Origin of the sequence: Roseibium aestuarii (assembly GCF_008477545.1) — a bacterium.
In the GTDB taxonomy this organism is placed as follows: Bacteria; Pseudomonadota; Alphaproteobacteria; order Rhizobiales; family Stappiaceae; genus Roseibium; species Roseibium aestuarii.
Genome location: NZ_VORA01000002.1, coordinates 555,430 through 578,958 on the forward strand (window position 1 = coordinate 555,430; position 23,529 = coordinate 578,958).

Annotated in this window: 24 protein-coding genes; 16 read left to right on the forward strand and 8 right to left on the reverse strand. The window is 64.0% G+C overall.

The window, feature by feature from the left end; translation table 11 throughout:
- Nucleotides 1-109 precede the first annotated feature (109 nt).
- Nucleotides 110-583 carry a transcription elongation factor GreA gene (gene greA / locus FR728_RS11060; RefSeq protein ID WP_149892719.1) on the forward strand — a complete coding sequence of 158 codons (474 nt, stop codon included), beginning with the start codon at nucleotides 110-112 and terminating at the stop codon, nucleotides 581-583.
- Nucleotides 584-676: 93 nt separating this feature from the next.
- On the opposite strand, the gene FR728_RS11065 is transcribed toward greA, so the two are convergent.
- On the reverse strand, nucleotides 677-1,144 hold the full coding sequence (locus tag FR728_RS11065; protein ID WP_149892720.1) for an Lrp/AsnC family transcriptional regulator: 468 nt from the start codon (nucleotides 1,142-1,144) through the stop codon (nucleotides 677-679).
- 341 nt (nucleotides 1,145-1,485) lie between these two features.
- On the opposite strand from FR728_RS11065, the gene FR728_RS11070 reads away from it, so the two are divergent.
- The 3 genes from FR728_RS11070 (at nucleotide 1,486) to FR728_RS11080 (ending at nucleotide 4,509) form a co-directional block, all read left to right on the forward strand.
- Complete coding sequence (locus FR728_RS11070; protein ID WP_244304552.1) at nucleotides 1,486-2,544, forward strand: mitochondrial fission ELM1 family protein; 1,059 nt, start codon at nucleotides 1,486-1,488, stop codon at nucleotides 2,542-2,544.
- 4 nt (nucleotides 2,545-2,548) lie between these two features.
- A complete protein-coding gene (gene trxB, locus FR728_RS11075; RefSeq protein WP_149892722.1) occupies nucleotides 2,549-3,514 on the forward strand; it encodes a thioredoxin-disulfide reductase in 966 nt (321 codons plus the stop codon).
- Nucleotides 3,515-3,609: 95 nt separating this feature from the next.
- Nucleotides 3,610-4,509, forward strand: a complete 900-nt coding sequence (locus FR728_RS11080) for a LysR family transcriptional regulator (RefSeq protein WP_149892723.1) — start codon at nucleotides 3,610-3,612, stop codon at nucleotides 4,507-4,509.
- Between the two features lie 681 nt (nucleotides 4,510-5,190).
- On the opposite strand, the gene msrP is transcribed toward FR728_RS11080, so the two are convergent.
- Complete coding sequence (msrP, locus tag FR728_RS11085; protein ID WP_149892724.1) at nucleotides 5,191-6,162, reverse strand: protein-methionine-sulfoxide reductase catalytic subunit MsrP; 972 nt, start codon at nucleotides 6,160-6,162, stop codon at nucleotides 5,191-5,193.
- A 467-nt stretch (nucleotides 6,163-6,629) separates the two neighbouring features.
- Between msrP and FR728_RS11090 the strand changes: the two genes are divergently transcribed.
- The 3 genes from FR728_RS11090 to FR728_RS11100 all read left to right on the forward strand — a co-directional run bounded on the left by FR728_RS11090 (nucleotide 6,630) and on the right by FR728_RS11100 (nucleotide 9,735).
- Nucleotides 6,630-8,246: an amidohydrolase gene (locus FR728_RS11090; protein WP_208998773.1), complete on the forward strand. Its 1,617-nt coding sequence runs from the start codon at nucleotides 6,630-6,632 to the stop codon at nucleotides 8,244-8,246.
- A gap of 49 nt (nucleotides 8,247-8,295) precedes the next feature.
- The gene (locus FR728_RS11095; RefSeq protein WP_188318880.1) at nucleotides 8,296-9,228 is read left to right on the forward strand and encodes a SphA family protein; all 933 of its coding nucleotides are present in this window, start codon (nucleotides 8,296-8,298) and stop codon (nucleotides 9,226-9,228) included.
- A gap of 180 nt (nucleotides 9,229-9,408) precedes the next feature.
- A complete protein-coding gene (locus tag FR728_RS11100) occupies nucleotides 9,409-9,735 on the forward strand; it encodes a hypothetical protein (protein ID WP_149892727.1) in 327 nt (108 codons plus the stop codon).
- A gap of 161 nt (nucleotides 9,736-9,896) precedes the next feature.
- Here FR728_RS11100 and FR728_RS11105 read toward each other — a convergent pair whose 3' ends face one another.
- From FR728_RS11105 to FR728_RS11115, 3 genes are all read right to left on the reverse strand, one after another.
- Nucleotides 9,897-10,397 carry a DUF992 domain-containing protein gene (locus FR728_RS11105; protein WP_208998774.1) on the reverse strand — a complete coding sequence of 167 codons (501 nt, stop codon included), beginning with the start codon at nucleotides 10,395-10,397 and terminating at the stop codon, nucleotides 9,897-9,899.
- 239 nt (nucleotides 10,398-10,636) lie between these two features.
- Nucleotides 10,637-11,836 (reverse strand): pyridoxal phosphate-dependent aminotransferase, encoded by a 1,200-nt coding sequence (locus FR728_RS11110; RefSeq protein WP_149892728.1) that lies wholly within the window; start codon nucleotides 11,834-11,836, stop codon nucleotides 10,637-10,639.
- A gap of 173 nt (nucleotides 11,837-12,009) precedes the next feature.
- Nucleotides 12,010-13,137, reverse strand: a complete 1,128-nt coding sequence (locus tag FR728_RS11115; RefSeq protein WP_208998775.1) for a PAS domain-containing protein — start codon at nucleotides 13,135-13,137, stop codon at nucleotides 12,010-12,012.
- A gap of 369 nt (nucleotides 13,138-13,506) precedes the next feature.
- On the opposite strand from FR728_RS11115, the gene FR728_RS11120 reads away from it, so the two are divergent.
- Nucleotides 13,507-13,842, forward strand: a complete 336-nt coding sequence (locus FR728_RS11120) for a hypothetical protein (RefSeq protein ID WP_149892730.1) — start codon at nucleotides 13,507-13,509, stop codon at nucleotides 13,840-13,842.
- The gene (locus tag FR728_RS11125) at nucleotides 13,842-14,264 is read left to right on the forward strand and encodes a hypothetical protein (RefSeq protein ID WP_149892731.1); all 423 of its coding nucleotides are present in this window, start codon (nucleotides 13,842-13,844) and stop codon (nucleotides 14,262-14,264) included. Before FR728_RS11120 ends, FR728_RS11125 begins: the two co-directional genes overlap by 1 nt.
- A 63-nt stretch (nucleotides 14,265-14,327) precedes the next feature.
- Here FR728_RS11125 and FR728_RS11130 read toward each other — a convergent pair whose 3' ends face one another.
- Entirely contained in the window at nucleotides 14,328-14,711 is a 384-nt protein-coding gene (locus tag FR728_RS11130; protein WP_149892732.1) for a hypothetical protein, read from the reverse strand.
- A gap of 303 nt (nucleotides 14,712-15,014) precedes the next feature.
- On the opposite strand from FR728_RS11130, the gene FR728_RS11135 reads away from it, so the two are divergent.
- From FR728_RS11135 to FR728_RS11140, 3 genes are all read left to right on the forward strand, one after another.
- Nucleotides 15,015-15,437 carry a DUF3775 domain-containing protein gene (locus FR728_RS11135; protein WP_149892733.1) on the forward strand — a complete coding sequence of 141 codons (423 nt, stop codon included), beginning with the start codon at nucleotides 15,015-15,017 and terminating at the stop codon, nucleotides 15,435-15,437.
- 298 nt (nucleotides 15,438-15,735) lie between these two features.
- Entirely contained in the window at nucleotides 15,736-15,861 is a 126-nt protein-coding gene (locus FR728_RS19705) for a hypothetical protein (protein WP_280115339.1), read from the forward strand.
- Nucleotides 15,862-15,907: 46 nt separating this feature from the next.
- Entirely contained in the window at nucleotides 15,908-16,957 is a 1,050-nt protein-coding gene (locus tag FR728_RS11140) for an acetyltransferase domain-containing protein (protein ID WP_208998776.1), read from the forward strand.
- 8 nt (nucleotides 16,958-16,965) lie between these two features.
- Here FR728_RS11140 and FR728_RS11145 read toward each other — a convergent pair whose 3' ends face one another.
- The gene (locus FR728_RS11145) at nucleotides 16,966-17,853 is read right to left on the reverse strand and encodes a choline kinase family protein (RefSeq protein WP_149892734.1); all 888 of its coding nucleotides are present in this window, start codon (nucleotides 17,851-17,853) and stop codon (nucleotides 16,966-16,968) included.
- A 47-nt stretch (nucleotides 17,854-17,900) separates the two neighbouring features.
- Here FR728_RS11145 and FR728_RS11150 point away from each other — a divergent pair, with 47 nt between their 5' ends.
- Nucleotides 17,901-18,203 carry an Rdx family protein gene (locus FR728_RS11150; protein ID WP_149892735.1) on the forward strand — a complete coding sequence of 101 codons (303 nt, stop codon included), beginning with the start codon at nucleotides 17,901-17,903 and terminating at the stop codon, nucleotides 18,201-18,203.
- A 42-nt stretch (nucleotides 18,204-18,245) separates the two neighbouring features.
- Here the strand turns inward: FR728_RS11150 and FR728_RS11155 are convergent, their stop codons facing one another.
- Nucleotides 18,246-18,695 (reverse strand): MarR family winged helix-turn-helix transcriptional regulator, encoded by a 450-nt coding sequence (locus FR728_RS11155; protein WP_149892736.1) that lies wholly within the window; start codon nucleotides 18,693-18,695, stop codon nucleotides 18,246-18,248.
- A 246-nt stretch (nucleotides 18,696-18,941) separates the two neighbouring features.
- Between FR728_RS11155 and FR728_RS11160 the strand changes: the two genes are divergently transcribed.
- From FR728_RS11160 to uvrB, 3 genes are all read left to right on the forward strand, one after another.
- Nucleotides 18,942-19,721 carry a VOC family protein gene (locus FR728_RS11160; protein WP_149892737.1) on the forward strand — a complete coding sequence of 260 codons (780 nt, stop codon included), beginning with the start codon at nucleotides 18,942-18,944 and terminating at the stop codon, nucleotides 19,719-19,721.
- A 214-nt stretch (nucleotides 19,722-19,935) separates the two neighbouring features.
- Nucleotides 19,936-20,253, forward strand: a complete 318-nt coding sequence (locus FR728_RS11165; protein ID WP_149892738.1) for a hypothetical protein — start codon at nucleotides 19,936-19,938, stop codon at nucleotides 20,251-20,253.
- 121 nt (nucleotides 20,254-20,374) lie between these two features.
- On the forward strand, nucleotides 20,375-23,407 hold the full coding sequence (gene uvrB / locus FR728_RS11170) for an excinuclease ABC subunit UvrB (RefSeq protein WP_149892739.1): 3,033 nt from the start codon (nucleotides 20,375-20,377) through the stop codon (nucleotides 23,405-23,407).
- Nucleotides 23,408-23,529 lie beyond the last annotated feature (122 nt).

Genomic DNA, 23,529 nt, shown 5'->3' on the forward strand with positions numbered 1-23,529 from the left:
TTATTATCGCCATCCACCGGCCGGGAAAGTTCTGCTTTCCCGGTCGGGTTCTTTTTTGTCGCGTGGTCCTTGAAGAAGCAGGACCCAAGGAACTGAAGGTCTGAGACCAATGGAAAAAATTCCGATGACCTCCGCCGGTTATGCGATGCTTCAGAATGAGCTGAAGGAACGCACTTCGGTCGAGCGTCCGCGCATCGTTGAAGCGATTTCCGAAGCGCGCGCTCACGGCGACCTGTCGGAAAACGCGGAATATCACGCGGCCAAGGAAGCCCAGAGCCACAACGAAGGCCGGATTGCCGAGCTGGAAGACAAGCTCTCGCGCGCCGAGATCATCGACGTCAGCAAGCTCTCCGGCACCGTCGTGAAGTTTGGCGCCACCGTGAAACTCATCGACGAGGACACGGAAGAAGAGAAGGTCTACACGCTCGTCGGCGACGTGGAATCCGACGTGAAGCAGAACAAGATCTCCATCTCCTCCCCGATTGCGCGCGCCCTCATCGGCAAGACCATCGGCGACAGCGTGGAAGTCTCTGCTCCGGGCGGCGCCCGCTCCTACGAGATCGAGGACGTGAAGTTCGTCTGAGCTTGCATGCCCCTCCGAAATGCAAGAAGCCGGCCTCTCGCGAGACCGGCTTTTTTGTTTTGGTCAGAACTGGAGATCAGGATCAGGTCCCGATCAGGCGATCGGGACGACCGGCTCGTCCTTGGTGCGGCGGATCGTCAGCGCGGTGCGCACGCTGTCCACATTCGTGGTCGCCGTCAGCTCGCGGATGATGAAGTTCTGGAACGTCTGGAGATCCGGTGACACGCATTTCAGCAGGAAGTCGACCTCGCCGGACAGCATGAAGCTCTCCCGCACGATGGGCCAGTTCTTCACCTTCTCCTCGAAGGCGATCAGATCGGCCTCCGTCTGGGAATGCAGACCGACCATCGCAAAGGCGGTCACGTCGTAGCCCAGCTCCTTCTCGTCCAGAAGGGTCCGGTAGCCGAGGATCAGTCCGGCCTCTTCCAGGGCCCGGACCCGCCGCAGACAGGGGGGCGCGGAAATGCCCACCCGGCGCGCGAGTTCGACGTTTGTCATGCGCCCATCGTCCTGCAGTTCTTTCAGAATGTGCCAGTCGATGGTATCGAGCCGCGCTTTCAAGGGGTACTTCTCCTCAGTCATCCCCACGAAGCGTCAGGCCACGTCGCTCACCGCAGGGCACCGGGAGGGGCCCTGTCGCGCGTTTCCGCCTGTTCTGGCTGGGGAGGCAAAGACCAGATGTTCAGGATGCGTTATGATTTTTTGCGCCGTTGTGCAAGAGTCTAACAAAATTGCGCATCATGTGGAAAGATTATATGCCTCGCCGCGACCTGCAAATCCCCAGGCAAGCCGATCCGGACGTCATTCGCCGTGCCGTGTCGCCCGCCCCGGGGACTGCGGGACGGTCCTGAAATCCGCGTCCCCCGCCTGCCCTCTTCCCGCTCATGATCCGAGAGACCGCCTTGCCCGCCGCACAGACACCGACTCCGCTGGACGCCGCGCCGCTGACCTGCTGGGTCGTGACCGACGGCAAGGCCGGGGATGAAGGCCAGTGCATTGGCGTCGCCAACGCGCTCGGGGCCGAGACCCGCGTGCTTCGCGTCGCGCCACGCCGCCCCTGGTCCTGGCTGCTGCCACGCGGACCGCTTGACCCGCGCGAAGCCCCGGGCGCTGCCACGAGCCCCTTCCAGTCGCCCTATCCGGACGTGGCCATCGCGTCCGGGCGCCGTGCCGTTGCCTATCTGGCCGCGATCAAGCGGGCGAGCGCCGGCCGCACGCTCACCGTCTGCCTCAAAGATCCGCGCATCGGACCCCGCGCCGCCGACCTGATCTGGGTCCAGACCCACGATCCCTTGCGCGGGGACAACGTGCTCGTCACCCCGACGTCTCCGCATCGCTTTTCCGCAAGTCTCCTGAAGGCGCAGCGCGCCACACCGCTTGCGGAGATCGAATCTTTGCCCCACCCGCGGATCGCCGTGCTCGTCGGCGGGGACAGCCGCCATCACCGCTTCTCCGCGCAAGACCAGACACGCCTTCTCGACGGCCTGCGCGCGCTCGCGCAAGGCTCTGGCGCCGGCCTGATGATCACCGCCTCGCGCCGGACCCCGGCGCCCCTGGCCGAAGGGCTCGCCCGGCTCGCCGCCACCGGATCCCATCTCATGTGGGACGGATCCGGGGACAATCCCCTGCCGGCCTATCTGGCGAATGCCGATGCGATCGTCGCCACCGCCGACAGCACGAACATGATCGGCGAGGCTGCGGCGACCGGCCGCCCCATCCACGTCTTCCATCCCACCGGTGGTCACGCGAAGATTGACCGCTTTCTGGGGACGTTGCGGGAGATGGGCGTCATTCACCCCTTTCCGGGCCCTTTGAAAACCACTACCTACGAACCACTGGACTCCACACCGCTGATTGCTGCCGCGATCCGCAAGGCTCTGTCACGACACCCGACGCCGCACGCGGCCGGAACGGGCGCGACGGAGGCGGCCTGCGGCCCTGAAGAGACGAGAAAAGGCTGAACTCATGACGACCGAACACACCAGGCTTCTCATCATCGGCTCCGGCCCGGCCGGCTACACCGCGGCAATCTATGCAGCCCGTGCGATGGTGCAGCCCACCCTGGTGTCCGGCATCCAGCCCGGCGGCCAGCTGACCATCACCACCGACGTGGAAAACTATCCGGGCTTCGCCGATCCGATCCAGGGCCCCTGGCTCATGGAGCAGATGCAGAAGCAGGCCGAGCATGTGGGCACCAAGATGGTCTATGACACCATCACCACCGCCGACCTCTCCAAGCGCCCCTTCACCTTCGAAACCGACAGCGGCACCACCTATACCGCCGACGCGGTGATCATCGCGACCGGCGCCCAGGCGCGCTGGCTGGGCCTGCCCTCCGAAGAGGACTTCATGGGCGCCGGCGTGTCGGCCTGTGCCACCTGCGATGGCTTCTTCTATCGCAACCGCGAAGTGGTTGTGGTCGGCGGCGGCAACACCGCCGTGGAAGAAGCCCTCTACCTCGCCAATCTCGCCTCCAAGGTGACCCTCGTCCATCGCCGCGACAGCCTGCGCGCCGAGCGCATCCTGCAGGAGCGGCTCTTCGCCCATCCCAAGGTCGAGGTGATCTGGAACAGCGCCATTGACGAGATCCTCGGCGGCGGCGTCCCCAAGGGCGTCACTGGCGTGCGCCTGAAGAACACCCGCACGGGTGAACTCAGCGAACTCAAGACCGACGGCGTCTTCATCGCCATCGGCCACGCCCCGTCCGTGGACCTGTTCCGCGGCCAGCTGGAACTCAAGGCCGGCGACTATCTGGTCACCGCGCCCGACAGCACCAAGACCTCGATCCCGGGCGTCTTTGCCGCCGGAGACGTGACCGACGACGTCTACCGCCAGGCGGTGACGGCCGCCGGCATGGGCTGCATGGCCGCGCTGGAGGCCGAGAAGTTCCTCGCCGAACAGGACCTCCACGCGGTTGCGGCCGCCGAATAAAACATTCACCTTCACCTGCAAGACTGCTCGACCGAGCGATCCTGCCTGCGAGCCCGCCCCCGGGCGGTCTCGCCCCTCAACCGGGAACACGAACCATGGACTGGGACAAACTGCGTATCTTTCATGCTGCCGCCCAGGCGGGCAGCTTCACGCACGCAGGCGACGCGCTCAACATGAGCCAGTCCGCCGTGTCCCGTCAGGTCAGCTCCCTTGAGGCAGACCTGAATGTTCCCCTCTTCCATCGCCATGCCCGCGGCCTGCTCCTGACCGAACAGGGCGAGTTGCTCTACCGTACAGCCCGCGACGTGCTGATGAAGCTCGAGGCCGTGCAGGGCCGCCTGACCGACAGCAAGGAAAAGCCCTCCGGGATCCTGCGGGTCACCACCACCGTGGGCCTCGGCTCCACCTGGCTGACCTCCCGCATCAAGGATTTCGTGGATCTCTATCCGGATGTCGAACTCCAGCTCATCTTCGACGACGACGAGCTCGACCTCGGCATGCGCGAAGCTGACGTGGCGATCCGCCTGCGTCAGCCCACCCAGCCCGACCTGATCCAGCGCAAGCTCTTCACGGTGCATTTCCACGTCTTTGCCTCGCCGCTGTACCTGAAGACCTTCGGCACGCCGAAGGAGATTTCCGAGCTCGACAAGAACCACCGGATCGTCACCTTCGGCGAGCAGGCCCCCGCCTACCTGCGCGAGATGAACTGGCTGGAGAAGGCCGGACGCCCGGCCCTCGACCCGCGCCGCTCCGTGCTCAAGCTGAACAACCTGGTCGCCATCAAGCGCGCGGTCCAGGAAGGCGTCGGCATCGCCATCCTTCCCGACTACATCATCGAGAAGGACAGCCAGCTGGTACAGGTCCTCTCCGAACTGGAAGACAAGGTGCCCTCCTTCGACACCTATTTCGTCTATCCCTCGGAGCTGAAGAACACCGCCCGCATCACCGCCTTCCGTGATTTCCTGGTGGCGGCTGCCGAAAACTGGTCGTTCTGACCGGACAGGCTGCGCCAGCACGCAAGTCAGGAACGTCAGCCTTGCCGGGCCAGCCCCTTGCGTGAGTTATGCACCGCAGCCGCAGGCCCGCATTGCGCCGCACAATCGTGTGATGAACGCCCCTCACCCCCGATCAACCTCCTGATTTTCAACGATGTCTGGCACGAAAATCGACGGAATGACGCCGAAACTCGCTGCCTGCACACCAGCTATTAACTTTTTGCATAGCTGTATTGCAGAGGTGCCTCTTGTTTGTTCAGCTTGTGCACTGCATATAGGCATCACTGTTGGTTCTCGGGCAGCACACTTCCTCCCAGTGCTGCCTTACCAGCTGTTCCCCTCTGGAAGGTGATTCCACTGCTCTCGCAGTGAATCAAATCAAACTGCCGGGCCCTCAGGCCCGGCTTTTTTTTGCCTTGCATGGCGAACGCATGCGGCCCTGCCCCGCCGGTCCACGCCCGCCGCCGGATGCCTTCCCGGCAAACCTGTCCGATTTTTAATCTTGACCCGTCTTTAAACCGGCCGCGCCCCTCCCCAGATCAGGAAGGAACGCAAGCCAAGACGCGTTCGCGCCCCCCTGATGTGCAGGCAAGCCCCCCAGCCTGCACACAAGAAGGCCGGCTCTCCTGCCCCGGAGCGCCGGCCTTTCTTTTTTGGCATGTCAGCGACGGATCTTGCGGATCAGCGATAGAGGCTCATGTCCGTCTTCCAGTCCGGATAGAGCGACGCCACCTGATCGACGTAACCATTGAAGATCAGCGTCTCGCGACGCTCCCGCGTGCCCAGGATCTGCTCGTCCGCCTGGCTCCAGCGCGGATGGGAGACACCCGGGTTCACATTGGCCCAGAACCCGTATTCCGAAGCCTGAATGGCCTCCCAGAGACCGACCGGCTGCTTGTCGGTGAAGGAAATGCGGACAATCGACTTGATCGACTTGAACCCGTATTTCCACGGCACCGCCAGGCGCAGCGGGGCGCCGAACTGCTTCTGCAAGGGCTTGCCATAGACCCCCGTCACCATGAAGGCGAGCTCGTTGGTTGCCTCGGCCAGCGTCAGCCCCTCCACATAGGGCCAGGGATACCAGGGCTGGTTCTGCCCTTCCGCCATGTTCGGATCGAGGAAGGTCTCGAAGCGCACGTATTTCGCCGCAGAGGTCGGGGACGCCAGCTTCACCAGCTCGGCCAGCGGGAAGCCGGACCAGGGCACGGCCATGGACCAGGCCTCGACGCAGCGGTGCCGGTAGAGACGCTCTTCCAGCGGCATGCGCTTGAGCAGATCGTCGATGTCCAGCGTCATCGGCTTGTCGACCAGCCCGTCGATCTCCACCGTCCAGGGCCGGATGCGCAGTGCCTGCGCGGCCCGGTGGATCTCCTTGTGGGTGCCGAATTCGTAGAAATTGTTGTAGCGCGAGCTGACCTCTTCCGGCGTGATCTCCCGATCAAGCCGGTAGGTCTCGTTGCGCGGCACCGGATAAAGGCCGGCAGAAGGATCCTCCTCGGCGCGGGCCGCTCCGGGCCGCAAGCCCGCAAGACCGGCACTGCCGACCAGAACCGCGCCACTGCCCTTCAGGAACTTGCGCCGGTTCAGAAAGACCGATTCCGGGGTCGCTTCCCGCTCGGGGATCGCCCAGGAGGGCTTGAAGATCACGTTCATGGTCACATTCCTCGTGGATCATGTCGACGGACACCAGATGACCGCAACAGGTCCTCAACTGCAAATAACGCGAAGGTGAGCGCCGGCCACCCCCTGCCGAAAGCCTGGGCCTCGGAAAATCGACAATAAGGGAAAATACGTAAATTCTCACTCTCAGATTGAAATTCTATCCGAGCGGCGCTTATGCTCAATAAATTTTATCCCCTTGAAATATAGCAGGCTAACTACAAGTCTGGAACAAAGTATAACTGCCCCTGCTGCGGAGACGTCTTGAAGGGTTTCCTGCAAATGATTCCTGCGGTTGCCGAGATTGAGGAGCGGAACGCCGCTCCGGATCGGGCCCGAAGCCCCTTTCTCTGCGAAGCCGTTATGGATCGAAGAGGTTTCGTGACCGGTGGCGCCGCGGTTTCGGCACTCTCGGGCTGGCAAGCGGATGGTCCTCCCGCGCGCATGCGCAAGGCGCAGAGGTGACGATCTTCACAGGCGGCACCATCCTGACCGTCGATGCCGACTTCTCCGAGGCCGAAGCCATTGCCATCCAGGGGGACAAGATCCTCGCCGTGGGCTCTCTCGCGGAAGTGACCAAGGCGGCAGGCAGCGGGGCAAAGACTGTCGACCTGCAGGGCAAGGTCATGCTTCCCGGTTTCGTGGAGGCCCACACCCATCCGATTTCGGGTGGCTTGCTCGCATCCTTTGGCGAGTATGTCGGTGTCGCCAGTTTCGGCAGCACCGAGGAAGTGATCGAGCATCTCCGCCGCCTCGCCGCAGACACCCCCAAGGGCGACTGGATCGTCGGCATCAATTACGACCCATCCCTTCAGGTCGGCCCGGAAGAGCTGACCCTGGATGATCTCGACCGGGTCTCGACGGAGCATCCGGTCTTCGTGCTGAATGCCTCCGGTCATCTGGGATATGCCAACCGCATGGCCTTCGCCGCCGCTGGCATCGACGAGAATGTCGTCGCCCCTCCCGGCGCCGAATATGTGCGCGACGCTTCCGGCAAGCTGAACGGGGTCATGAAGAACAACACCGCCTGGCTTCCCGTCCTGTTTGCCAATCCGGCAGCTCAGGCAGCCAAGCCGAGCGAAGCCCTCGTCAGCCTGACCCAGCGCTTCTCCAGGGTCGGCCTGACGACGCTCACCGACCTGAGCTTCGGCGGGGTTACCAGCGGACCGGGCGACATGGAAGTTGTCAAGGCAGCCTACGCCACCGGCAAGATGGCCGCGCGTCTGCGGGCCTATCCGCTCACGAACTATGATGATGCCTGGGACAAGGTCAACCTGATCGACACGCCCGGCATGGGCGATGGCCTTTTCCGCGTCTGTGGTTACAAGCTGATTGCGGACGGGTCCAACCAGGGGTTCACAGGCCTTCAGCGCGAACCTTATCTGAATTCCACTGACCGTGGCCTCTCCTATATGAGCGTCGAGGAGCTCGCGAAGCGCGGCACGCGCTGGGGCCAGAAGGGCTGGCTCCTCTCCATTCACGGCAATGGCGACGCAGGCATCGACAACGTTCTCGACGCCTGCGAGAAGATCCGCGATGCGGGCGTCGATCTCGCGAAGGTCCGGACCCGGATCGAGCATTGCTCCATTCTCCATGACGACCAGATCGCCCGAATGAAGGAGCTTGGCGTTCAGGCCAGCTTCCTCATCGGACACGTTCATTACTGGGGCGTTGCCATGCGGGATCGGGTCTTCGGCGAAGAGAAGGCAAAGCTGCTGGACCGAGCCAGAAGCTGCGAGAAGGCAGGCGTCGGCTTCACCCTTCACTCGGACTATTTCGTCACCGAGCCCAATCCGCTGCACATGATCGAGATGGCCGTGACCCGCAAGACCTGGAAGGAACCGGATTACGTTCTGGCGCCCGACGAGCGGATCTCCGTCGAGACGGCCATTCGTGCCATGACCATCAACGCCGCCTGGCAGATGGGCTCCGAGCATGAGATCGGCAGCCTTGAAGCGGGCAAGTTCGCCGACTTCGTCCTCCTCGAAAAGGATCCCCGGAAAGTCGACCCCGACACGATCAAGGAGATCGCCGTGCTTGAAACCTGGCTTGGCGGCACTCCGGTTCACAAGGCCTAGTCGCACGTCGATGGGGCAGATCCAGCGGGCTCACCCGGGAGGAGCAAGAATGATGTCACGAGTGTTCCGGCTCCTGCCGGTGGCGGCCCTTGCTGCCCTCCTGCCGGGTGCTCCGGCATCACAGGCAGCCGAGTCCGGCTCCGGCCTCTATATCGGCGGCTCGTCCGCCTTCGGTGCCGGCGCCACCCCGCCCCCTGGCTTCTATGCCACGGTCGGTGCCATTGCCTATGACGGCGACGTCGACAGGGTCGTGGCCGACGGCGTCGTGGACCTGAATGTGCGCAAGACCGTATTCGCTGCCCTCGGCAACGCGCTTTACGTCTCCCCTTACGGGCTCTTCGGCGGCAACGCGAGCATTTCGGCCACGCTCCCCTTCGCCAATCACACCGCTCTCGAGGCATCAGCCTCGGGAGCGGTAACGGGCAACCTCTCCACCTCCGGCTGGGGGGTGGGCGATATCAGTCTCAAGATCCAGAACGGCTGGTCGCACGGGAGCTTTGCCCACACCGTCTCGTTGACCACATGGCTGCCGACCGGGACCTACGCCACCGGCTTCCAGCCCAACGCCGGCAAGAACCATGTGGGCTTTGACGCCTCATGGGCTTTCACGAAAGTCTGGAAGGAGAGCGGCATCGAGCTCTCCTCGGCGATCGGATACACGATCGAGCTGGAAAACCCCTCCACCAATTACCGGAATGGCGACACCTTCCACCTGGAAGCAGCTCTCGGATATCAGTTCGCCCCGGGATGGACCGCAGGTGTAGCAGGCTATGGCATCACCCAGGTCACTGGCGACAGCGGCAGCGGCGCAACGCTCGGCGACTTCAAGCGCCGAACCTATGCAGTCGGTCCGGCCTTCGGCTATTCAACCCGCATCGGCGGCAAGGGGGTCAGCTTCAGCGGCCGTCATTTCCGGGAGTTCGGCGTGGAGAATTCCTTCCAGGGCCACGTCACCTTCATGTCCGGGACCATGCGGTTCTGAACATCGCCGATCGTGCCGCACCCAAGCCGTGATGATCGCGGCTGATACGCCCATGACCTACGCCGGAACAGCGGGCGGTCCCACGTCACGGGATTTTCCGCAAACCACCACGCGCAGCCCTCACCATTGCCCCAATCCGTTCCTATCTTGAACGGATCGCCATTGCGAGAGGAGCCGGTCATGAGACCTTCCCACCAGCGTGCCCTGATGCTCATGATGCTGCTTGGAACCGCGTGCCTGACGGCCGGGCTCTCTGTTGCCCCTTCGAACGTCCTTGCCCAGAGCGGCGGCGCGAGCGCGCTCTACGGTCAGAACACGTCCGATCCGCGCGCGCGCCTTCCCTCGGCCGAACAGCAGCTCAACGAGAACCGCACCCGCCAGCTCAACGATCTGCACACCCGCCAGCTGAACGAGAGGCTGGACCGCATGCGCCGCCAGGAATTCCAGCAGATGCTCGGCACCCCCTGCGCCAACGGCGTCGCGCCGCCCTGCAAGTCCCACTACTGAACCACGCGGAGCGTGGCTTCGCAGAATGGTGGTCACAATGCGCCGGATCGCGCCGGCGAACGAAAAAAACCGCCCCCACTGAAGGGGGGCGGCAAGTTGGACGGGAAACCCGGAAGAGAACCCGGGCTTCTGTCGGGGCTGAACAGAATGGATCGGGCAGATCAGCTGATCGGCTTCAGGGTCAGCTGGCTGATGCCGGCGGTCAGGTTCAGGCCGGTCTGGCCTTCGATGCTGAGCGGGTTCAGGGCGATCGACTTGTCGAAGCCACCGATCAGGGCATTGGCCTTGATGCCGGCACCGACGCTGACACCGGCGGTCACGCCGCCGTATTCACCGGCGAGAGCGCCCGGATCCTTATCGACGGTCGGAGCAACGACACCCCAGATCAGCACTGCGGAATTCGTGGTGCCCAGATCGATGCCGAACTCGTCGACCTCACCGTGATAATATTCGACCGGACCGCTCACCGGCTTGTAGCTGCAGCCAAGCGTCGCGGACGAGCCAATGACGAAGTTCTTCTCGTTCTGGATCTCGCAGGTCAGCTTGCCGATTTCGACGCCAGGAGCGCCGTCTGCGGCCATGGCAGGAGCGGTCATGGCGGTTGCTGCGGCCAAGATCGGGGCAGCCGAAAGGGTCATCGCAAATTTGGCGAAGCGGGTCATGTCATCAGTCTCCGGTTTGAAGGGCCGGTTTTCCGGGGGGCAGTCTGACCGTCTGTGGTCTGCCCAACACCCCGGGGCCTTGTCGGAGTCGCCGGTCGGCGCCTCTTCGTGACTGGAAAACCCGACCGGTCGGATTTGGTTCCTGAGATTTCTCGCACCCTGTGGAGAAGCCCTCCGCACAAAGAAAAAGGGGCGGATTGCTCCGCCCCTTCGTTCATCCGGTCAGAGAGACCGAAATCTTATTTCAGATTGCCGCAGAAGCGCTGGATGCGCGTGCAGGCTTCTTCCAGGGCTTCCGTCGCCGTTGCATAGGAGATGCGGAAGTTCGGGCCAAGGCCAAAGGCCGACCCCTGAACAACGGCAACGCCTTCGGTTTCCAGCAGCTCGGTCACGAAGTCCTCGTCCGTCTCGATGACCTTGCCCGACGGCGCGGTCTTGCCGATGGTGCCGGCGCAGGACGGGAACACGTAGAACGCGCCTTCCGGGTTCGGGCAGGAGATGCCGTTCGCCTGGTTCAGCATGGACACGACCAGATCGCGACGGCCCTTGAAGACCTCGTTGTTGGCCGGGATGAAGTCCTGCGGGCCGTTGAGGGCCTCCACGGCCGCCCACTGGGCGATCGAGCTCGGGTTGGACGTGGACTGGGACTGAACCTTGGCCATGGCCTTGATCAGCTCGGCCGGACCACCGGCATAGCCGATGCGCCAGCCGGTCATGGAATAGGCCTTGGAGACGCCGTTCACGGTCAGCGTGCGGTCATAGAGCTTCGGCTCGACCTGGGCCGGAGTGGTGAACTCGAACCCGTCATAGACCAGGTGCTCATACATGTCGTCGGACATGATCCACACATGCGGGTGCTTCAGCAGCACGTCCGTCAGGGCCTTCAGCTCGTCGCGGGTATAGGCCGCGCCGGACGGGTTGGACGGCGAGTTGAAGATGACCCACTTGGTGCGCGAGGTGATCGACGCGTCGAGCGCTTCCGGGGTGATCTTGAAGGTGGACTTGTCCGCCTCGACGATCACCGGCTCGCCACCGGCCAGCAGCACCATGTCCGGATAGGACACCCAGTAGGGCGTGGGGATGACAACCTCGTCACCCGGGTTGATGGTGGCGATCAGGGCATTGTAGAGCACCTGCTTGCCGCCGGTTCCCACCGTGATCTGGTTCGGCTGGTAATCCAGGCCGTTCTCCCGCTTGAACTTGGCGCAGATCGCAGCCTTCAGCTCGGGGATCCCGTCAACGGCGGTGTATTTGGTCTTTCCGTCGTTGATGGCGGCAATGGCGGCAGCCTTGATATTCTCCGGAGTGTCGAAGTCCGGTTCACCGGCGCCGAGCCCGATGACGTCCCGGCCGGCGGCCTTCAGCTCGCGAGCCTTGTTGGTGACTGCAATGGTCGCGGACGGTTTCACACGCGCCAGCGCATCGGCGATAAAGCCCATTTTTTCCTCCATGGGAGACGGGAGATTCCAAGCGCGCGGACCCTAGTCCCTGAGGCCAGGGCTGGCAAGGGCAACAGATGGTGAACCGGCAAAAAGAGAGCCCCGAAACCTGCGTTTCGGGGCTCTGGTCGATCCGGTTCGGCCCGGCATGGAATGACATTGCGCCAAAGGGCTCAGGAGCGGGCTTCCAGCATCAGCTTCGGGGCCTTGTCATCCTCCAGAAGCACCGCCTTCAGACGCTTCTTCTTCGACTGGCCATTGAGAGAGTTGACGACCACCGACTGGGGCACGTCCGAGCCCTGCTGAGCCGTCTGCAACAGGGTGGAGTAGCTCTTGGGGTGCAGCAGCGTTTCCGTGATCGGCTGCGTATCCATGATCTCCTGGGTCAGATGATAGGTCTTCATGGCCGACTGATTGGCCGCCACGATCATCCGGGTCTGGATGTTGACGACCATCATGGGCGCGCTCGCCAGGTTGAACACCTTGGCGAAATCCGTGTCGCCGCCAATCTGCCCGGCCGAGAATAGAACGCCGCCGAAACTGCCGCCGATGCGGAAGTGCATGGCGTTATAGGCCAGCTCCAGCGTGTCGCCCGAAGCCAGCAGGAATTTGCCGCGCCCGGTGGCACTCGCCCGGCGCGTCAGTGAGGCAATGCAGAGCGAGACGATGGTCCGCCCCACCCTCTTCTGCACATGGGCAATGTTGCGGCCTAGCACCAGCTTGATGTCGGAAATCCCGAAGGCCCGGATGAACCCTTCGCTCGCAAAGCGCACATAGCCGAAATTATCGACCAGCAGAACGATCCGGTTCGTGCTGGCGACGAAATGCTGAAGAATCGGCGCAAGCCCGAGGGCAATATTGCCCGGGTTGGCATCATCCTCGCCGATCGATGGGAAGCAGATGGCAAGAATACGGTTATCGCTGACCGGATAACGGTAAGCGACAAGCGGAATGCCGGGAATGCGGTGATCGGCGCCGCCGCCCACATCGAAGGGCCCTGCCTTGCCGTCGCGGATCGCGCCCTGCACCAGACGCAGGATCGTGCGCTTGTCCTCCTGGGTCAGCAGGCCCAGCGCCTCGGAGAGCGGAGCCTCCTGAATGTCGCGCACCCGACTGTCAAAGCTCTGGGAGCCGATCTCGTGCCAGAGGATGGTCTTCCGGTTGATGTCGGCGATGAAAAACTGCAGGCCCGCGAGGGTCAGCCCATTCGGCTTTTCGGAGATCGGCAGGGCGATGTCTTCCGCGCTCTCCGTTTCCGGGGCGGCGGGTTGCATCATCTTGGGTGCCGGTACTGTGGTCATGGGCTTCTTCTGGTCCGATCTCTCGGTCGTGTTCGTTACGTCAAATGTCTGTCGGAAAAGCAAAAAAGATATGAATCCTGACGGTCCATTTTGACCGTCATCGGTATTTTCCGCAGGCAGTCGCCCCCCGGCACTGCATGGCAGGCTAGACCGCAGCCTCTGCTGACCGGACCCCGGCGTTAACCGATTTCTAACGGAGATAAACGTCGCCACATCCTTGCCACAAAATGACACCGGAAGTGCCGAAATGGCGTCTTTCGGCCGGCCAACTCCTCCCCCAGTCTCAGCCTTGTCAAAAGGCAGCGCCCTCCCTCTGTTGCGTGTTTCCGGGAGCATTGAAGCGCCAGTTTCTTTTGGAAGGAGAAGAGGATGGCATCCAGATCCGTGTCCCGCGGCCAGACCGGCGCGGCTCCCCACAAAGGCTCCGGTTCGAGCAGATTCGAACTGCTTCTGACCGGCGCCATTCTTGCCTCCGTTGCCGCCGTGCTGCCGCGGATCCTGTCGGAAACCACCGATCAGTCGCCCCTGCTCATCGCCCTGACCGTGGCCTTTGCCCTGATGAGCCTCGCGACCGCCCATCTGGCCAGCCGCCTCTTCCGGGACCTGGTCAGCGCCGACGCCCCGCGCCGCGCCGAAGCTCTCGAGCGCCAGATCTTCCGCGAACACACCTCCCGCCTGGTGCGCCCGCGCCCGGAGATCCAGTGATGTCCCGCCAGCTTGCCACCCGTCCCGACATGGCGCAGACCACGCCCTTTCAGAACGTGGCCGACCGCGCTGCGGCCAGGCCGTCTCTGGTTCTGCTGAAGCGGGAACAGGAAACTCTGGGTGCCGAAGCGTCATCCGGAAACACCACGTCCAGCGTGGCGGACGACGATCTGCCGGCTGCCCGTTCGATCAACCGCTGGGCGACGCCCACCCAGACCACCCGCTTCGGCCGCACCCGCCGTCAGAAGACCCAGGCCGACATTGCCGAAGCGCGCAAGCTCATCGTGGCGATCGGTCTCGGCCTGCTCATGGCCATCGGCCTGACTTTCGCCGCCGCATGGGGACCGGAGAGCCCCGTCAGCCGCACGTCATCGCCCGCCATGCTGACGCCTCAGGTGCTGGAACAGCACACGCCGACCTGATCCCGGCCCGCGCGAGGCCGAATGCCTCAGGCGCAACCGGGCGCACCGAGGCGTCCCTTGCCGTCACAGTCGCGTCGCGACCAGCCTCTCCGCCAGATCCGTCCGGGTCTGGACAAGCGGCCGGGCCTGGTCCCCAGCCGGGCACAGGGGCGCGACCGCCGCCGAGGGACACCCGTCGGCGACTTCCTTCCAGACCGTCATGTTCTGGTTCATCTCGCATCTGGCGAGATACATCCGTCCCCCCACCTGAAGACAGATCACCTCACCGAGATCGCGATCATTGCCCTGTCGGTCGCGGCAGGTGCAGTCGCTCGCTGCGGGCACGACCAGCGCGCCGAGGAACGCCAGCGCCAGCGCGCCCTGGCGGGTATAGAGACCGATCCGTCGCCGGAGTGACCTGCCCCCAGATGCGGACCGGATCGTGAAAGACATGCGTGCGTCAGTCATGGAAGCCACCTCGCAAAGTTTCCGCAACGGAAAGTCTAGCAGCTTGTCCGGGTCTGTAAATGAAGACATAACTTGTGCGGGCAGCCGGGTGCCGGCGGTCGGAGGTGCGCAGCCTTTCCGCACGCCTTGCCCCAAGGCCCCGCGCGGCGCCCCCCTCGGGGAACCTGACGAGGGCCCGTCCGTTTAGACTGGCGCCCCCCCGTGTCGCCCGAGCCGTCTCCGGCGAGAGACCTCGTCCGACAGGAGGACCCGTTTTCTTGTCCGCCGGTGCGTCACCGGCACATCCGAGCTTCTGGAGTTTCCATGTCCGTCGAATTCAACCTGTCCGCCGAAAGCGTGCGCTTCCTCATCGAAAAGATCCGCATGGCAAACTCGATCGTCTCCGACTCTTATGAAGACGGTCACGAGGGCGACGTCGAATTCGACGAGGAAAACCTCACCGACAGCCATCACCACGAGGGCCTCGCTGAGGAAGAAAACGACGACATGACCGAAGAGGAGCTCCGCGAGCTGCTGCAGGACATGAATGTCGACGAGACCGCCGAACTCTATGCCCTGCTGTGGATCGGCCGCGGCGATTTCGAGGCCGATGATCTGGAACAGGTCATGCAGGATGCGCAGGAGCGCGCACAATCCACCACGAAGACGGCCAGCTGCGAATATTTCCTGGGGCAGCCTCTTCTGGCCGACCACCTGGAGGCCGGCCTCGACACGCTCGGCCTTTGAGGCCACGGCGAGCAAGATTTGACCCGTCTGACGCATCCCTCCGCAGGACTGACAGGCCCTGCGGACCCAAGGGAAGCCTTTCCTCTGGAAAACCCCGTTAAGGCTTCATTTACCATCTTTCGTCACCTGTAGTGCGCAGCCACTCTTCAGGGCTGGAACCGGACACTCCGGTACCGCGTTGCGTGGAGTACTCGGAAGCCGTGCCCCTCGCCCCTTCGGCAGAGAGCCCGGCGCAACCCTCCCCTTCCCGGGCACAAGCCTCCGGTCGGGAGCACGAAACAGACGAAGGAGCGGCGACATGCTTCAGGATCCGGCACCCCAGGATATCCTGTCCCCTCGCAGACCCTCGCCCTGGCCCATGGTTGGCACCATGATCCTCGGCACAGGCCTGATCAGTCTTCTCATCAACGCCTTCAGCGGCTGACTGTCCCGACCCGACGGACCGGTCGCTAGAGGCCCAGGGGCACATTGTGACCGCGTCCGACCGACAGTTTCCCAAGTCTTCCTCCCCGCGCGGCCGCACAGGCCGGCTTGCCATCGTCGACATGCTGCGCGGGTTCGCGATCATCGCAATGGTGATCTATCACCTGTCGTGGGACCTCTCCTGGTTCGGCTATGTGGACTGGGCCGTCTCGACCGATCCCGCCTGGCGCGGCTTCGCCGCCGCCATCGCCGGATCCTTCCTCTTCCTCTCGGGGGTTTCCCTTCGGCTGGCCCACGGCACCGGCATCCGCTGGACGTCCTTCCTGCGTCGCGAAGCCATTCTCGTCGCGGCGGCTGCCGCCGTCTCGCTCATCACGTGGACCACCTTCGGCCCCAGCATGGTCCGCTTCGGCATTCTCCATTGCATGGCGGTCTCCAGCGTCATGGCGCTTGTTGCCGTCACCCGTCCGCCGTTCATGGCCTTCGGTCTTGGCGCCGCGCTTCTGGCGCTTGGCTTCGCGCCACCCGTGGAGACACTTGCCGGCGACCTCTGGCTCTGGACCGGGCTCGGAGTGCCCGACAGCGACGCCGTCGACTATGTGCCGCTGATCCCCTGGTCCGGACTGGTCTTCCTGGGGCTCGGCCTTGCAGGCCTGCTGACCGGCTGGCTTGAGCAAACGGCGACCGGCCGCCGCAAGGCCCTCACCGCCCTCGACGCCACGGCCGGAGCGAGCCGTCCCGGACGCCTGCTGCGCCTGCTCGGCCGCAAGTCCCTGCCGATCTATCTGCTGCACCAGCCCCTGCTTTACGGAACCGTCTGGGTGATCGCCCTGGTCTTCGGCGCCCCGGACCGGGACGCCATCGCCTTCATCGACGGGTGCCAGGCCTCCTGTGCGGCGACTTATGGCGATGCGGAAGCCTGCCGGGCCGCCTGCACCTGCACCCAGAGCGACATGGATGGACGCGGCGCCTGGGCGCGCCTCGTGGAACAGCCCGAGGATCCCGTGCTGAGGGAGGATCTGAACACCACCTATGCCAGCTGCCTGCGCCAGACACCGCCAGCCGGTCTTCTGCCCCCGGCGGCCCAGTCCGACTAGAAGCGTGGTCAGCCCATGGCCGCAAGACGGGCGAGCGCACGGTCGCGCCGCTGCAGGGCAAAGCCGGTGAAGTCGTCCGCGTCGTTGCCGCGGGCCTGCTGATCCAGCGCCCACAGCATGGAGATCACGTCACAGATCACCTTGCAGGCCTCGACCACCCGCTGCGGCGGCCGTCGCGATCCCGCGCCATAAGCGTCCAGAAAGGCTGCTTCCGCGTCGGTGTCATAGTCATGTTCAAGGCAGGCATAGGCCAGATCCCAGGCGGCAGGCGCCATCGCGGCATATTCGAAATCGACCAGAAGCGCCCGGCCCTCCACCAGAAGGATGTTTCCCGGTGCCGGATCGAAGTGGCAGGGCACAAGGGGCTCCGCCGCGAGCAGACCCATCAGCGCGGAGGCCGCTTCGCTTGCCGGTTCAGACAGCGCCAGAGCCTCCTCCGAGCCCCTCAGCCGGTCGCGGCAGAGGTCCAGATACGGCGGCAGGGCGCGGACCGCCTCGAAGGGCTCGGGTGAGCCATGCAACCGTGCAAGCACCGCCCCTACCTGGGCAGGCGTGGCGGGGCCTTCATCCTTCAGGCCGGGCAGCAGCAGCACTCCGCGCTCCGCGTCGCAGACGATGGGCGGCACACCGACCCCGAGGCGCGCCGCGACCTCAAGCGCCTGGCGTTCCGCGCGCCGGTCGATCAGGGACGCCGAGGCGGCTCTCGGCAAGCGCAGCACGAAGTCTCCCCGCGCGGCCTCCAGCCAGAAAACCCGGTTCGTCAGCCCCCCGAGCGGCCGGGCGCCGATGAGCCCCCCCATTTGCTGTGAAACCTCGGGAAGATCTGCCAGCGCCTGTCGACAGGTCTCGAAGGCAGCCCCCTTGTCGTCCCGGACAGGATCGTCGAAATATGGCAAGTCCCGTGTCCCGTTCTGGCGGCCCAACCCGGATCGAAAGCCTTTCCATGCAAGACCTTCCCGGACCCCATATCATCATCACCTACTGCCGCCAATGCGGATGGCTGCTGCGTTCCGCCTGGATGGCCCAGGAGGCGCTCAGCACATTTTCCGAAGAGATCGGCGCCCTGACCCTCGTGCCCGGAACGGGCGGCGTCTTCACCATCACCTGTGACGGCCAACCGGTCTGGGACCGCAAGGTCGACGGCGGCTTCCCCCAGCCCAAGGAACTCAAGCAGCGCCTGCGCGATCTGGTCTGGCCCGACATGGACCTCGGCCATTCCGACGGGCACAAGAAGCCCGAAGCCTGATCATCGCAAAGGGCAAGGTCGGGACCTCTTCCCAAGCTCCCCTCACCCCGCAAGGTTTGCGAGGCCGCGGCGCAGCTCGACCAGGTCAACCTCCGAGAGCTTTTCCTCAAGCGCGAGATGCTCCGCTTGCCAGATCGGCAGGGCCTGCGCAAGGATCTGCTGCCCCTCATAGGTCAGGAAAAGCAGCCGGCCCCGGCGATCTTTCGGGTCGGGCTCCGTCCGGACCCATCCCCTCTTCGTCAGCGGCTTGAGGGCAGCCGTCAGGGTGGTTCGATCCATGGCGAGCAGCTCTGCCACCGGCCCCATCGCCGGAGGCTCCGGCCGGTTCAGCGACATGAGCAGGGAAAACTGCTGATTGGTCAGCCCAACCGGCTGGAAGGCGAGATCGAACCTCCGCGCAAGGGTACGCGCGGCCCGCTGGGCCGCCAGGCACAGACAGGTATCCTTTACATGGAGCGTTCTTGCGAGGGGGATCATCCGTTGATTTGACATGGCTCGATTATGTTGATATCAATCCAAAATGCAAACTTCCCATACGTAATCTTCATACCCGACCCGGTCGAGAAGGATTGGTGGTGAAGAAGAGTACCCGATAGTCTCGGTGAGTATCTGGCCGAACAACTGCCGGAGCAAGCACGCTGGACGCCACCCGGCTGCGGAATGACATCCACTTTGACGCACCGCCCCCGCAGAGGCGGACAATGTCGGGCCGACGGACCCGAGGATGGAGCAAGCAAGATGCAGGGAATTTTCGTCTGGTACGAGCTTTACACCACCGACCCCGCCTTGGCCGCGGAGTTCTATTCGAAGGTGCTGGGATGGACCACAAGCGTCAATTCCATGGCCGGTTTTGACTACACGATGCTACATGTGCCCGGCTTCGAGATGGGAACGGCAGGCATGTTGCCCCGCCCCCAGGAGATGGAACAGGCCGGAGTCCCGCCCCACTGGATCGGCTACATCGGCGTCATGGATCTCGACGCCATGGTAAGGCGGATGACGGCCAAAGGGAGCGCGGTTCATTTCGGCCCGGCGGATATTCCGAACATCGGCCGCTTTGCCTCTCTCGCGGATCCGCAAGGAGCGGCCATCTGTCTGTTCGAACCCGGGCCAATGGACGGCCCCATGCCGGACGAGCCTGCGCCTGGAACCCAGGGGACCGTCGGTTGGCACGAACTGCACGCCGGTGACGGACCTGCCGCCTTCGACTTCTATGCGGAGATGTTCGATTGGCAGAAGGACATGGCCGTCGACATGGGAGAGCTGGGCATCTACCAGACCGTCCGGCGCGACGGCCCGGCCTTCGCCGGTATCATGACCAAGATGCCTCAGGTACCCGTGCCGCTCTGGGCCTATTACTTCTGCGTGGATGACATCGAGGCTGCCGTGGATCGGGTCTCCACCAATGGGGGCACCGTTCTCCACGGCCCGCAAGAGGTGCCCGGTGGATCGCGTATTGCCAATTGCCAAGACCCTCAGGGCGCCATGTTCTCGCTCGTAGAACCAGCCAGAGCCTGAACGGTTCACTGGGGACACCTGCTCAAGCCAGACCTCGAGGCAGGTTAGTCTTGCGGCACAATGAACAGCGTGTTTCGGGTTTCAGCCCACACGATAATTGATCATTCACGCTTCCATACAAATTGCGCCAGGACTGAAAATTCTAACAATTTGAGCTGCATGCTCTCCGGCTCATCCTGCTCCTGAGGTAACAACACTTCTCAGAGAGCATTACATGCCCAATCCATCGAAACTTGCTCTGATCACAGCAACAGTTCTGATCATGCAGACCGCTGCAGAGGCGAGGCCACTTGTCCAGTCCATGTCCTGTGCCGCGGCAACCGCCATGGTTGATCAAGCCGGCTCGATCGTCATGGATACCTCTCCCACCACTTTCGAGCGCTTTGTTTCGGGCCAGGCATTCTGTGCCTATGAATTGGTGGCCGAACCCGCCTTCACATCGACTTCCGATCTCACGGACTGCCCGATTGGCTTTATCTGTCAGCCACGCAATGAAAATCGCTCGCGAACGCAAACCTTGCAATTTTCATAGCAACCAGAGCCTGGCTTCCTGACACACTCCCGGCAGGAAGCCGGGCAAACGGGCGGCAAGGCGGGAACAAAACCGAAACGAGCTCTTTTCTCCGCCACGGACTCGTCCCATATTGCAGCCCATGAGCAAGAAGCCCGCCTCCCCGACCGAACTTGATCCTGAAACCTCGAGCCCCGAGGGTTTCGGCGAAGCGCCCCAGGCGCCCTTCGAGGGTGTTCCCCTGTCCGGCTCCATCAGCGACTGGGCCCGGGAGATCGAGGAGCAGATCGAGGAGGAAGCTGCAAAGCCGGCGGCCAAAGGCCCGCAAGGGAAAGCCGCAACCGGACGAGATGTGACCGAGCAGGAGGACCGCACCGAAGGTGCGCAAGGGCAAGTGCCCGCCGGCCGGTCAGGCCGCACCCGCGCAGCCGATGTGCGAAGCACATCCGGCGTGAGCGGAAAGACGGACAAACCCGCGAAATCCGCCCGGGGCACCTCCATGGGCAAGGCCGACAGCGCGCGTGAACGCGCCGCAGGCGGTCTGAACCCGGTCGCGGGCATGGACATGACCCTGGAAGAGGCCGAGGAGCTGGAAACCCGGCTCAAGCAGCACAAGAAGGACAACAAGAAGAAGAGCAAGGCGGAAGCCAAGTTCGGCGAGCTGACGGGCAACCAGGGCGCCACCGCGACGGTCGAGGCGCTGTCGGCGCTGATCGAGAGCGGCAACCCGCTGCACAAGGGCGGCAAGATCTGGACTCCCCACCGGCCGGAACGCCCGCAGAAGTCGGAAGGCGGCGTGCCCATCGTCCTGAAGTCCGAATACGAGCCGCGCGGCGACCAGCCGACCGCAATCGCCGAACTGGTCGAGGGGGTGAATTCGGGCGAGCAGACCCAGGTTCTCCTTGGCGTCACCGGCTCCGGCAAGACCTACACCATGGCCCAGGTGATCCAGCGCACCCAGCGCCCGGCCCTCATCCTGGCCCCCAACAAGACCCTGGCGGCCCAGCTCTACGGCGAGTTCAAGAACTTCTTCCCGGACAACGCGGTGGAGTATTTCGTCTCCTACTACGACTACTACCAGCCGGAAGCCTATGTCCCGCGCACGGACACCTACATCGAGAAGGAAAGCTCCATCAACGAGCAGATCGACCGAATGCGCCACTCGGCCACCCGTGCCCTGCTCGAACGCGATGACGTGATCATCGTCGCCTCGGTCTCCTGCATCTACGGTATCGGCTCGGTCGAGACCTATACCGCCATGACCTTCGCCATCGAGGTGGGCGAGCGCATCGACCAGCGCCAGCTCATCGCCGATCTGGTCGCGCTTCAGTACAAGCGCAACGACGCGGCCTTCCAGCGCGGCACCTTCCGGGTGCGCGGCGACACGATCGAGCTCTTCCCCGCCCACTATGAGGACAGGGCCTGGCGCATCTCCATGTTCGGCGACGAGATCGAGGCCATCACCGAGTTCGATCCGCTGACCGGCCGCAAGGCGGGCGAGCTGAAGCAGGTGAAGGTCTACGCCAACTCGCACTACGTGACCCCGAAGCCGACGCTGACCCAGGCGATCAAGTCGATCAAGGCCGAGCTGAAGCAGCGCCTGGAAGAGCTCAACGCCCATGGCCGCCTGCTGGAGGCCCAGCGCCTGGAACAGCGCACCCGCTTCGACCTGGAGATGCTGGAAGCCACCGGATCCTGTCAGGGCATCGAGAACTACTCGCGCTATCTCACCGGCCGTGCGCCCGGCGAGCCGCCCCCGACCCTCTTCGAGTACCTGCCGGACAATGCCATCGTCTTCGCCGACGAAAGCCACGTGACCATTCCCCAGATCGGCGGCATGTACCGGGGCGACTTCCGCCGCAAGGCAACCCTTGCGGAATACGGTTTCCGCCTGCCCTCCTGCATGGACAACCGGCCGCTGCGCTTCGAGGAATGGGACGCCATGCGGCCGCAGTCCATCGCCGTTTCAGCGACTCCGGGAAGCTGGGAGATGGAACAGAGCGGCGGCGTCTTCGCCGAGCAGGTCATTCGCCCCACGGGCCTGGTGGATCCGGTCATCGACATTCGCCCCGCCTCCTCCCAGGTCGACGACCTGCTGGGCGAGGTGCGTGCCGTCGCCGCCAAGGGCTATCGCACCCTGGTCACCACGCTGACCAAGCGCATGGCCGAGGACCTGACCGAATATCTGCATGAGAACGGCGTGCGTGTGCGCTACATGCACTCGGACATCGACACGCTGGAGCGGATCGAGATCATCCGCGACCTGCGCCTCGGGGCCTTCGACGTGCTGATCGGCATCAACCTGCTGCGCGAGGGCCTCGACATTCCCGAATGCGCGCTGGTGGCCATTCTCGATGCGGACAAGGAAGGCTTCCTGCGCTCCGAAACCTCGCTGGTTCAGACCATCGGCCGCGCGGCCCGAAACGTCGACGGCAAGGTCATCCTCTATGCGGACAACATGACCGGCTCCATGGAGCGGGCCATCGCCGAGACCAACCGCCGCCGCGAGAAGCAGCTCGCCTATAACGAGGAGCATGGCATCACGCCCGAAAGCGTGAAGCGCAACATCGGCGACATCCTCCAGAGCGTCTACGAGCAGGACCACGTCACCGTGGAAGCAGGCTTTGCCGAGGAAGGCTCGCTGGTCGGCCACAACCTCAAGGCCCATATCGACGATCTGGAACGGAAGATGCGCGAAGCCGCCGCAGATCTGGACTTCGAGACCGCAGCCCGCCTCCGCGACGAGGTCAAGCGCCTGCGCGAGACCGAGCTGGCCGTGGCCGACGACGCCATGGCCCGCCAGTCCTCCATCGACGAGAAGACCGGCGGCTATCAGGGCGACCGCAAGTTCGGTGCCGGCGGCACCAAGTCCGGCGCCTCCGGCAAGAAGAAGGAAACCGCTGCCGACCGGGCGAGGGCCGCAAGCGGCAAGGCCAGCGGCACGCTCAGCCCCTCGGCCAAGGTCCGCAAGAACACCCTGGACGAAATGACCGTCGGCCGCACCGAGGTGCCCCTGGCCAGCGGGCCCGTGCCCCAGAAGCCGAAGTTCGACAGCGGTGCCGAAGAGCAGAAGCCCCTGGTTCGCGGCAAGATCGGCGCCGGTTCCTATGAAGATCCGGCCGAGGAAAACCGCCGCCGCGGCCGCCCGAAAAAGACCGGCCGCCCGGGCCGGTGAGAGGCGCCGGAGAGCGGCATCCCCGCTCTCCGGCCCGTTTTCGCAACACGCTTCCCCGCCCCTGCGCCCCTTGGAGCCGGAAAGCGCCCCGGAACGGATTCGCTTCGACGCCCCGCCATGAG